This is a genomic window from Janthinobacterium fluminis (assembly GCF_028595325.1).
Taxonomy (GTDB): domain Bacteria; phylum Pseudomonadota; class Gammaproteobacteria; order Burkholderiales; family Burkholderiaceae_D; genus Janthinobacterium; species Janthinobacterium fluminis.
This window is the reverse complement of the sequence record NZ_JAQQXR010000005.1, coordinates 117,127-128,382: the sequence shown is the minus strand read 5'-3', so window position 1 is coordinate 128,382 and position 11,256 is coordinate 117,127. Positions and strand designations below refer to the sequence as shown.

General features: G+C 67.8%; 9 protein-coding genes. 3 read left to right on the top strand and 6 right to left on the bottom strand.

The window, feature by feature from the left end:
- The first annotated feature begins 5 nt into the window (after nt 1-5).
- From OIK44_RS13905 to OIK44_RS13895, 3 genes are all read left to right on the top strand, one after another.
- Nucleotides 6-533, top strand: a complete 528-nt coding sequence (locus OIK44_RS13905) for a GNAT family N-acetyltransferase (RefSeq protein WP_273671398.1) — start codon at nt 6-8, stop codon at nt 531-533.
- 224 nt (nt 534-757) lie between these two features.
- Nucleotides 758-2,875: a TonB-dependent receptor gene (locus tag OIK44_RS13900; protein WP_273671397.1), complete on the top strand. Its 2,118-nt coding sequence runs from the start codon at nt 758-760 to the stop codon at nt 2,873-2,875.
- A gap of 83 nt (nt 2,876-2,958) precedes the next feature.
- A complete protein-coding gene (locus tag OIK44_RS13895; protein WP_273671395.1) occupies nt 2,959-4,050 on the top strand; it encodes a patatin-like phospholipase family protein in 1,092 nt (363 codons plus the stop codon).
- Between the two features lie 11 nt (nt 4,051-4,061).
- On the opposite strand, the gene OIK44_RS13890 is transcribed toward OIK44_RS13895, so the two are convergent.
- The 6 genes from OIK44_RS13890 to OIK44_RS13865 all read right to left on the bottom strand — a co-directional run bounded on the left by OIK44_RS13890 (nt 4,062) and on the right by OIK44_RS13865 (nt 11,256).
- Entirely contained in the window at nt 4,062-4,439 is a 378-nt protein-coding gene (locus OIK44_RS13890; RefSeq protein WP_273671394.1) for a BRCT domain-containing protein, read from the bottom strand.
- Nucleotides 4,440-4,739: 300 nt separating this feature from the next.
- The gene (locus tag OIK44_RS13885; protein ID WP_273671392.1) at nt 4,740-5,945 is read right to left on the bottom strand and encodes an acetate/propionate family kinase; all 1,206 of its coding nucleotides are present in this window, start codon (nt 5,943-5,945) and stop codon (nt 4,740-4,742) included.
- Nucleotides 5,942-7,369 carry a bifunctional enoyl-CoA hydratase/phosphate acetyltransferase gene (locus OIK44_RS13880; protein ID WP_273671390.1) on the bottom strand — a complete coding sequence of 476 codons (1,428 nt, stop codon included), beginning with the start codon at nt 7,367-7,369 and terminating at the stop codon, nt 5,942-5,944. The genes OIK44_RS13885 and OIK44_RS13880 overlap by 4 nt, the downstream gene beginning before the upstream one ends.
- Nucleotides 7,370-7,429: 60 nt before the next feature.
- A complete protein-coding gene (locus OIK44_RS13875; protein ID WP_273671389.1) occupies nt 7,430-9,664 on the bottom strand; it encodes a DUF3141 domain-containing protein in 2,235 nt (744 codons plus the stop codon).
- Between the two features lie 130 nt (nt 9,665-9,794).
- Nucleotides 9,795-10,088, bottom strand: coding sequence for a hypothetical protein (locus OIK44_RS13870; protein WP_273671388.1), 294 nt, complete (start codon nt 10,086-10,088; stop codon nt 9,795-9,797).
- 43 nt (nt 10,089-10,131) lie between these two features.
- Entirely contained in the window at nt 10,132-11,256 is a 1,125-nt protein-coding gene (locus tag OIK44_RS13865; protein ID WP_273671386.1) for an ABC transporter permease, read from the bottom strand.

The window sequence follows — 11,256 nt, the reverse complement described above, 5'->3', positions numbered from 1 at the left end:
ACAGGATGTTAAAAGGAACACGCTGCAATCTCAGACCATTCAAGGAAGCCGACCTCGATCCGTTTATCGAGGCGCTCAACGACGTCGGCACGCTGAGCGAATACTCCTCGATCCGCTTCAAATCTGGCCCGGCCCTCAAGCGCGAGTTCCAGGAAACGGCGCTGCTGGGCGAACACAACGGCCGCCTGCTGATCGAAGACAAGCAGGGGCGCATGGTCGGCGACATCGGTTACTTCCCCTCGAACGCGCTGTACGACGGCTTCGAGATCGGCTATAAAATCTACAAGGTGGAAGACCGCGGCCAGGGCTATGCCAGCGACGCCTTGAAAAGCATGGTGCGCTACCTGTTCATGACGCGCTATTTCCACCGCCTGCAAATCACCTTCATCGCGGGGCACGGGGCGTCGGAAAAAGTCGCACAGAAATGCGGCTTCACCAAGGAAGGCGTGGCGCGCGGCGCCTCCACCGAGAACGGCACGCCGATGGACGTCGTCGTGTATTCGCTGCTGCGCCCGGAATTCGAGGCGCTCTGAAGCGCCCGGCACGGCGGCAGGCCGTGCCGGGCAATATGAATTTCATTCATGCGACCATGAATATCTTTCAAATGACTGCATGTTGATATTGCAGTAAGATTGCCATATCAAGCAGCGCCATCCCGCGTCACCCTCTCCAGCCATCGCCAGAGCACCCGCCAACAGGGGGGTGGCCGCTGCATTGCCCGATCCACCCATCCAGTTCAGAAAAACCCCATCAGCGTATGAAGAAGTTAGCATTTCAAGCGACGGCCCTGGCCGCTGCCAGCCTGTCCGCCTGCGCCGCCAACGGCGCGGAAAGCACCTTACCGACCGTCTACGTCACGGAAACCCGCGCCGCCGCCGGCGGCAGCCTCGGCCTGGACCAGCACAACGGCACCGGCTCGCGCCTGGACCTGACGGCGCGCGAGACGCCCGCCAGCGTCAGCAGCCTGGGCAGCGCCGACATCGCCGAGCGCGGCCTCACCCGCGCCCAGGACGTCGCCATCCGCCTGCCCGGCGTGACGGAGGCGCCGGCGCCCGGCAACGGCGGCACCAGCCTGGTGGCGCGCGGCTTCGCCGGCCACAACTCGGTGGCGCAAATGGTCGACGGCACGCGCCTGGTGGTGGCCTCCGGCACCATCACCTACCCGTTTTCCAGCTGGCCGCTGGAGTCCGTCGAGGTGCTGCGCGGCCCCGCCTCGGTGCTGTACGGCGACGGCGCCATCGGCGCGGCCGTCAACTACGTGACCCGGCGCCCCCGCTTCGACCGCAGCAAGGGCGAGGCTTTCCTCGGCGCCGCATCCTACGGCGGCAAGCGCGGCGGCGTCGGCCTGAGCGGGCCGCTCAACGACATGCTGGCCTACTCGGTCTATGCCGACGCCGAAAAGAACCGCGGCTATCGGCGCGATATGGCGGCGGCCCGGCAAAACCTGTCGGCGGCGCTGACGCTGCGTCCGGACCGCGCCCTGAACGTCACGCTGTCGCTCGACGCCGGCCACAACGACGACGCCCACTACTACGGCACGCCGCTGCGCAACGGCCAACTCGACGCGCGCCTGCGCCGCAGCAGCTTCAACGTCGCCGACGCGCGCGCCGCCTACCGCGACCGCGTCTGGCGCGTCAAGGTCGAGTACCAGGCCGCGCCGAACCTGCGCCTGCGCAACGAAACCTATTACCTGAACAGCGACCGCCATTGGCGCAACGCCGAAACCTACACCTTCAACGCGGCCGGCACGCAGGTGAACCGCAGCGACTATCTGGAAATCCTGCACGACCAGCAACAGCGCGGCAACCGCTTCGACGCCAGCGTCGACGGCCAGATCGCCGGCCGCAAGAACCGCTTCGTCGCCGGCTTCGACTGGTATCGCACCAAGCTACTGCACAGCAATAACGCCCCCTACGGCGGCGCCAGCGTCGTCAACCCCGAGCACATCGTCCCCGGCAACTTCATCAGCCCCGTCGCGACGCTGCCCGGCCGCCGCTCGGAGCTGACAACGGCGGCGCTGTTTGCCGAGAACGTGCTCGACATCGCGCCGCAGTGGAAACTGGTGGCCGGCCTGCGCCGCGACCAGATGAGCTTCGACAACCACGACCTGCGCAGCCGCGTCAGCCTGGCGAAACAATATGCGCCCGTGACGGGCCGCGTCGGCGCCATCTGGGCGCCGGACCCGGCGCTGTCGCTGTACAGCCAGTACGGCACGGGCACGGACCCGCTCAGCGGCGCGCTGTCGCTGCCGAACGGCAGCACCAACAACGATCTGACCAGGGGCCGCCAGCTGGAAGTGGGCGCCAAGGGCGGCCTGCCGGCGCTGAAGGGCGAATGGACGGTGGCGCTGTACAAGATCGAGAAGCGCAATCTGCTGTCGCGCGACCCGGACAACGCCAACGTCACGCTGCAGATCGGCCAACAGTCCTCGACCGGCCTCGAACTGGCGTTCGCCGCCGAGCCGGTGCGCGGCTGGAGCGTCGACGCCAACGTCGCCCTATTGCGCGCGCGCTACGACAGCTTCAACGAAATCATCGCCGGCAAGCCGGTTTCGCGCAGCGGCAACACGCCGACCGGCGTGCCGGAGCGCGTCGCCAATCTGTGGACGGCCTACCGTTTCCTGCCGCAGTGGCAGGCGGCCCTCGGCGCCCGCTACACCGGCAAGCGGCAAAGCAACACGGCCAACACGGCCAGCCTGCCCGGCTACGCCGTGCTGGACGCGTCGCTGGCCTACACCCCCTCGCCGGCGCTGGCGCTGACGCTGGCCGTGAAAAACCTGGCCGACCGCGACTATGCGGTATCGGGCAGCGGCGGCGTGCGCTGGCTGCTGGGCGCGCCGCGCAGCGTGCAACTGACGGCGCACAGCAACTTCTGACGGCCGACGCCGCCCCCGGCGTGGCGACGCCGGGGCACGCCGCCCTTGGCGTTGCGCGGGCGATTGGTGCATTATGTCAGGCCATGAAAGAATTTCACCCATACCAGCGCTGCATGGTGATGGCCGGCGGCGGTTTCCGCTTCCCCTATTACCTAGGCATGTACGCCGCCGCCGTCGACAGCGGCAATCCACCGGACCTGCTGCTGGCCAGCTGCGGCGGCTCGATCGCCGCCGCCGTCATCCAGGCCCTGCCCGACGACGCCCAGCGCAAAGCCTGGGTCAGCTCGCCGGCGATGTACGACTTTCTCCGCGGCCTGCAATCGACGCCGAAGGCGGCCATCGGCCGCTCCTTCGTCGAAGCCCTGAAGCGCCGCCTCAAAAAAGGCCGCACCGAGCTGATCCCCGACCTGTTCGGCGACTACTTCTTCGACATCCCGGCGCAACTGCCGCTGCCGCCGCGCCGGGGCGACGGCGGTGTCGCCGTCGCCATCGTCGGCGGCAAAATCCTCTTCGAGCCGGAGGATGTCGGCCAGCTCCGCGCCGGGCGCAAGCTGTTTGCCGAAACCGTCTTCGGCGACGCCCGCAGCGCCGCCCTGCTCGCCGGCATGCACTCGCCGCTGAGCACGCCGGAATGGGGCGACAACGCCATCGCGCCGCGCCTGCTCACCGACACCACCATGCCGATCGGCGACGCGGTGCGCATTTCCATTTCGGACATGTATTACTTCCGCTGCCACTCGCGCGACGGCGAACACTATATGGGCGGCGTGATCGACCTGTTCCCCATTGAACTGGCGCAGCGCATGGCGCGCGAGGTGGTGATCGAGATGAAGGCGCCGTTCAGCCAGAACGCGGCCATTCCGGCGCTGCGGGCCGTGCTGGGCATCGACGGCAACCAGCGCCTGCGCCACATCCACGGCCAGCGCGCCGACGTGTGGATCGACTCGTCGGACGTCGAGCAGGTGCTGCGCACCAGCGGCATGCAGCAAAAGCTGTGCTGGCGCGAAAACCGCATCCGCCTTGTCATGCCGGCCGATTACCAGCGCTTCGTCGCGCATGTGGAGGCGCAGTGGCAGTATGGCTACGGGCGGGCGCGCGAAGCCTTCGCCCGGGCCGCGGCCAAGGAAAAGCCGCGCATGCGCCTGGCCACCAAATACAACCGTGCCGCGCCATAGGCATGCACGCATCAGCGCTTGACGTCGGCATTGCCGCTTGCATTGGAGCGCACCAATAGCACCGCCCCAAAAGCAATAATCAGCACCGCAAGCGCATGATCCTCGGGCACGAAAAATAAAGTCAGCACCCCGGAGAAAAACAATAGCACGGCGCAGATTTTAAATACGGAATTTCTCAATTCCCGCAAATTCTCGTATTTCCGCCCCCATAGCAAAACGGCGGCGAGCAATATCAGCGCATTATAAAATATCGCGATTCCCACCGAGGCGAAATTATCCAGTAACGCCAATTCCTCCGGGAAAACCGGGGCCAGCGAGAATAATAGAAAGGTAATGGAGAAAAATAAGAATACGGATAGAAATAATTTCTCTAAAATTACTTTACCCATATCAGATCAAATCGTATTGACATCGAGTTGGCAAAACCGGAGCAGCTCCGGAACAATGACCAAAAAATCAACACTCAAAAATATATCGCAGATTTAATCGTCCGTCAAATAATTTAAATCGTTATTTTTTAATTTAATTTGTAATTATTTGTTAATTTTTATGCGACGCAATAAAAAATGCCGCCCGGCGAAAAAAACAGCGGCGCAATGCTGGAGCCTGGCCCGGCTCCGGCTATCGCCGATGGTTTTACTCGCTGGGCGGCACTGTCGGCCGGCCCGTCTGGCTTACTCGGCGCCGGCTCAGGCCGGCGGCACCGCGGCAGCCGCCAGGCGCGCCGCCACCCACTCCTCGTTGGTCGCTTCGACGCCGACCTGGATACGGCTCTCCGGCGCCGAAATCAGCGGACCGTGGCGCGCATTGGCCGCCTCGTCCAGCACCGGCCCGAGGAAGCCGAGGCCGGCGCAGATGCGCCGCCGCAGCTCGGCGCTGTGCTCGCCCACGCCGGCCGTGAACACCAGCAGGTCGAGGCCGCCCAGCACCGCCGTCAGCGCGCCGATCTCGCGCACGATGCGGCGCACGTACAGCGCCAGCGCCGCGCGCACGCGCTCGCCGGTGGCGTCGTCGCGGTCCTCCTGCGCCAGCAGCACCGGCGGGTCGGCCGACACGCCGGAGACGCCCAGCAGGCCCGATTCGTGGTACAGCACGTGGCCGACCTGCTGCAGCGTCAGCTTTTCGATTTCCATCATGTACAGCACGGCGCCGGGGTCGAGCGCGCCGCAGCGCGTGCCCATCATCAGCCCGTCCAGCGCCGAGAAGCCCATCGTCGTGGCGACGCTGCGCAAGTCCTGCAGCGCGCACAGGCTGGCGCCGCTGCCCAGGTGGGCGACGATCACCCGGCCGCGCGCGGCCGCGCCGAAGCGCTCCTCCAGCACCGTCGCCATGTATTCATACGACAGGCCGTGGAAGCCGTAGCGGCGCAGGCCGCGCTGCCACGCCGCGTAGGGCAGCGCCAGCATCTGCTCGACCTGCGGCACCGTGTGGTGGAAGGCGGTGTCGAAGCAAGCCACCTGCGGCAGCTCCGGCAGTTCCGTCAGCAGCACTTCGATCGCCTCCAGCGCGAACGGCTGGTGCAGGGGCGCCAGCGGAATGAAGCTTTTCAGGTCGGCCAGCACGGCGGCGTCGACGCGGGTCGGCGCCGAATATTTGCTGCCGCCGTGGACGACGCGGTGGGCCACGGCGCGCAGGCCGCGCCCCTCCAGGCGCCTGACGACGTGTTCGCGGATGCGCTCCAGCGCCGCGTGGTAGGGCTGCTGCCGGTCCAGCGCCAGGTCTTCGCCGGCGCCGGCGCTGTCGCGGTAGGCCGGATGCGGGCCGCCGATGCCGGTCACTTTGCCGCTCCATTCGGCCTGGCGCGGCAGCGGCTCGACGCCGGCGTCGAACAGCGCGAATTTGATGCTCGACGAGCCGCAGTTCAGCACCAGGATCAGTTCGGGACTATGCTTCATGGTGGGCTCGCGCGGTAGTGGTGGGCCAGCATCAGGGCGATGGCGCAGGAGGCGATGCGGCTTTCGCGCGAATCGGCGCGGCTGGTCAGCACGATCGGTATTTTGGCGCCCAGCACGATGCCGGCGCTGGCCGCGTCGCCCATGTATTCGAGCTGTTTGGCCAGCATGTTGCCGCTCTCCAGGTCCGGCACCACCAGCACGTCGGCGCGCCCCGCCACTTCCGAGACGATGCCCTTGACGCGGGCGGCGGCGGCCGAGACGGCGTTGTCGAAGGCCAGCGGGCCGTCCAGCAGCGCGCCGCCGATCTGGCCGCGGTCGGCCATTTTGCACAGGGCCGCGGCGTCCAGCGTGGCCGGCATGCTCGGATTCACCGTTTCCACCGCCGCCAGGATGGCCACGCGCGGCTGCTTGACGCCGATGGCGTGCGCCAGGTCGATGGCGTTGCGCACGATGTCGGCCTTGTCCTCCAGCGTCGGCGAGATGTTGATGGCGGCGTCGGTGATGATGAAGGGACGCGGGTAGGCCGGCGTCTGCATCAGGAAGCAGTGGCTGACGCGGCGCTTGGTGCGCAGCCCGGCCGCCGAGGCCAGCACGGCGCCCATCAATTCGTCGGTGTGCAGGCTGCCCTTCATCAGCGCCTCGACTTCGCCCTTGCGCGCCATCTCGGCGCCGCGCAGCGCGGCCGCGTGGCTGTGCTCAACGTCGACGATCTCGATGCCGGACAGGTCCAGCCCGGCGGCGGCGGCCACCGCCGCCAGCTTGGCGCGCGGCGCCACCAGCACCGGCACGATCAGGCCGAGGCCGCGGGCGTCGAGGGCGGCCGACAGGCTCAGTTCGTCGCAGGGGTGGACCACGGCGACGCGCACGGCGGCCAGCGGACGCACGTGGTCGAGCAGGCGCTGCACGCCGCTGCCGGTGCGCAGGCGCACTTCGGGCAGCGTGGTGCGCGGCCGTTCGATCGCCTCGGTCGGCGCGATCACCTCGGCCTCGCCCTCGATGACGGTTTTGCCGTCCTGGTTGATGCAGGTGCAGGCCAGCTTCAGCAGTTTTTTCTCCGCCACGATGGCGCTGACGGTGACGCGGATGGTCAGCGTGTCGCCGACCCGCACCGGCAGCAGGAAGTGCAGCGTCTGGCCGCGATAGATGGTGCCGGGGCCGGGCAGGCGCGTGCCGAGCACGGCCGAAATCAGCGCCGCGCCCCACATGCCATGGGCGATGACGCCGTGGAAGCGCGTCGAGGCGGCGAACTCCGGGTCGAGGTGCTGCGGGTTGTCGTCGCCGGACATGACGGCGAACAGCTGGATGTCCTCGGTGCTCAGGGTGCGCTCGATGGCGGCGGTGTCGCCGATGGCGATCTGGTCGAAGGTGCGGTTGCGGATGACCTTCAGGTCGTCGTCTGGAAGCATGTCGGTAATAGTCGTCATAGGCGTATCAAGTGGTCAAAAAAAGGCGCGCCTTGGCAGGCGGCGCCGTCGAAAAAGCGTTTACGCGGTGCGCGCGGGATGCTCCTTTGGCTGGCTGCGCGCCGCCGGTTCCTGGCGCAGCGCCGCCGCCTCGAAAATCGTCAGTATCTTCGCCAGGTCGGCCTGCTCCTGGGCGCTGGACGGCAGCGGCATGCTCAGCATCTGCCGCAGGCCGCTGGCGTACATGCGGATGGCGTCCGGCGCGGCGCGCGCCAGCAACTGCGGCAGCGCCTCGATGGCGCCGTCCTCGTCGAGCAGCATCAGGCGCGACTGCTGGCGCACCACCTGGCGGAAGGTTTCAACGTCCATGTCCTTGGTGTCGTCCGGCTCGTCCAGCTGCAGCGCCAGATTGAAGCGCCGCTCGTCGGCCTCGCCGTTGAAGCGGTGCACATAGCACAGCGCGCGCACGCCCGCTTCGACCAGGCCGCCCTCGCCGATGCCGGCGCGCAGCCTGTCGATTGCGCCGGCGACGAAGGCGCGGTGCTCCGGCGACACGCCGGGGTGCGGGCGCGGCGCCTGGCCGTCGCCGGCGTGCTGGCCGGCCAGCGCCTGCACCCAGGGCGAGCCGTAGATCTGGTTGAAGGTTTGCTCGGCGGCGGCGTCGCGCAGGTCGCGCCAGCCGTCGAGCGCGCGCACCACCGCGGCGGAAAACGCCTGCTGCATCTGCAGCAGGGGATTGTCGGGCGGCGCCGGCCGGCGGTCGGCGCGGATGGCCTGCGCCTGCCGCGCCACCAGCGGCGCCAGCGCGTTGCGGTCGGACCAGCATTCGTAGGAGATGCGCAGCGGATGCACGCTTTGCAGCCAGCGCGCCGACTGCGGCGTGACCAGCGCGCGCACCAGCGGCTGCATGAAGTGGCGGTACAGGCCGAGGTTGATTTCCGAGACGCGCGCGGCGGCGGCGAACTTGCGGTCGCTGGCCGGGTCGGGCTGGACGATGGCGCGCACCTCGGCGATGCCGCGCCGCTTGAGCGACAGCACGTAGTCGCCGCCGGCCAGTTCGGCGTTCGGCGTGGCGGCCGTCTTGTCGGCGATCTCGGCCTGGTAGATCCCGGCCGGCAGCAGGTCGATCAGGTCGATGTTGCTGGCGAATTTCTGGTGCTCCTTGCGGCCGACGCTGGCGGAGACGAAGATGCCGAGGTGGCCGACGCTGTCGTGCACGGCGTAGACGATGGTCTGGTCGTGCGTCAGCACGTCGGTGTCGTCGCGGTACAGGTCGGTGATCCAGCCCAGCGCCTGCGGCGGCGGCGTGATGTTGTCGCCGTTCGAGCAGAACACGACGATGGGCGAGCGGATGTTGCGCAAGTCCAGGCGCACGCCGTCCGAGGTGAGCAGCTCGGCCGTCGCCAGGCGGTTGCCGACGAACAGGTTGTCGACGATGTATTGCATCTCGACCTGGTTCAGGAAGACGTGGCCGCCCCAGTATTTTTCAAAGCCCAGGTAGCGTTCGGCCTCCGTGTCGATGTTGGCGTACAGGCTGTATTTTTTTCCCCACAGCGTGTTGGCCGGGTTCAGGTTCTCGAAGTTTTGCACCAGCGAGGCGCCGTCGAAGCGGCCGTTGCCCAGGTCGCCGGCCAGCGCCGTGCCCCAGCTGCCGCCCAGCAGGCCGCCGGAGTAGCGCATCGGGTTGCGCCCCGGCCAGCCGGCCCAGTAGGACAGGGGCGCGCCGGCCACGACGATGGGGCCGAACAGCTCCGGGCGCATGGCCGCCGTCATCAGGATCTGCCAGCCGGCCTGGCAGTTGGCGATCACGGCCGGCTTGCCTTCGCTGTGCGGGTGCAGGGCGATGACTTTTTCGAGGAAGGCGGCCTCGGCGTGCATCACGTCCTCGACCGTCTGGCCCGGCACCGGCTCGGGCAGGAAACCGACGAAGTAGCACGGGTGGCCGGCGCGGATGGCGACGCCGATCTCGCTTTCGGCCTTGAAGCCGCCGATGCCGGGGCCGTGCCCGGCGCGCGGGTCGACCACCACGAAGGGGCGCATGGCCGGGTCGGTGGCGACGCCGTCGGCCGGCGCGATGCGCACCAGGCCGTAGTTCACCGGGCGCGCCAGTTCCAGGCCGGACAGCACGATGTCGGCCTCGAAGTCGAGCACGTGCGGGGTTTTTTCGGCCAGGTGGGCCTGGTACTGGTTGCCGCGGCGGCGCATCACGTCGGCGTACAGCACGCCGCGCTGCCAGGCGTCGAGCGCGTAGCTGGAGACGGCGTCAAGCAGCGGCATGCCGCCGGGGGAGAAAAAGCCGGATGTCTGGTTGCTCATGTCGGTCCATTTCATTCGATGGGGCCGCGGGCGGCCGCCGGTTCTGTTTGGCTGCGCGGCGAAAAACCGGAAAAGCCGGGGTCAGACCCCAAATACGGGGTCAGCCCCCTTATTTGGGGCCGCCCCCGGCTTACTTGCCGAACTGTTTCAGGAAGTCGCCCATCGCGTTGCCGAACGGCGCGGCGCCGGCCAGGCCGCCCAGCGCCTCGGTCGTCTCCTTTTGCCAGGTCTGGACGGCGGCGCCCAGGCCGGCGACGAAGGCGGCCTGGCTGTTGCCGACGTTGCTGACGAAGGCCTGCAGGTCGCCCGGCGCCGCCTGGCTGAGGAATTGCTGGCCGCTCTCCTGGATCAGCTTGCCCGTCGTTTGCAGCAGCTCCAGGTTGGCTTTGTAGAGGTGCATCGGCAGTTCGGTGTTGGTGCTCATGGTGTGTCCTTTCGGTGGGGGAGAAATCCGCTCGGCGCCGGCGTCAAGCCATCTGGCTGATCGTCTTGCGAAAACGGGACAGTGACACGGTAAACAGCGCGGCCCCGATTGCCAGCAGCGCCAGGAAGGGTTTCCATACTACGCCGATGCCGGCGCCGCGATACAGGATCGCCTGGCTGAGCTCGACAAAATGCGTGGTCGGCGCGAACTGCATGATGCCCTGCACCAGCGCCGGCATGCTCTCGCGCGGCGTCACGGCGCCCGACAGCATCTGCAGCGGCAGCAGCACGAGGATCAGCAGCATGCCGAACTGCGGCATGCTGCGCGCCACGGTGGCCATGAAGATGCCCATCGACGTCGTGGCGAACAGGTGCAGCGCGGCGCCGGCCAGGAACAGCGCGACCGAGCCTTCGATCGGCACCCCCAGGGCGCCGCGCACGACGAAGGTCAGCGACAGCGCGGCCGCCGTCAGCACCACCAGGCCCATCGCCCAGACCTTGGCCAGCATGATCTCGGCCGGCGTCACCGGCATCACCAGCAAATGCTCGATGGTGCCGTGCTCGCGCTCGCGGATCAGCGCGGCGCCGGTGAGGATGATCGAGAGCATCGTCACGTTGTTGATGATTTCCATCAGCGCGCCGAACCAGGCCGACTTCAGCGTCGGGTTGAAGCGCGCCCGCAGCACCAGCTCGACCGGGGCCGCCGCGGCGCCGCGGTGGCGCTGGACGAATTCGCGGATTTCGGCGGCGGCGATCTGCTGGATGTAGGCGTTGCCGCTGAACGCCTGGCTCATGCGCGTCGCGTCGACGTTCAGCTGCAGCTCGGTGTGGCGGCCGGCCAGCACGTCGCGCTGGAAGTTCGGCGGGATGTTCAGCGCGAAGGTGTAGGCGCCGGTGTTCAGGCCGGCGTCGACGTCGCCCTGCGCCACCATCGTCGGCACCGTGAACTGGGGCGGGAAGAAGGCGCCGGCGATGCGCGCCGACAGCGGCGAGGCGTCCTCGTCGACGATGGCGATGGCGGCCATGTGCAGCGTCTCCGGCTTGGCCGTGGCGGCCACGTAGATGGCCGCGCTGAAGGTGTAGACGATCAGCGCCAGCAGCATGGGGTCGCGCAGCAGGCTCCACAGCTCCTTGACGCCGAGGCGGTAGATATTGGCGATCTGGCGCAT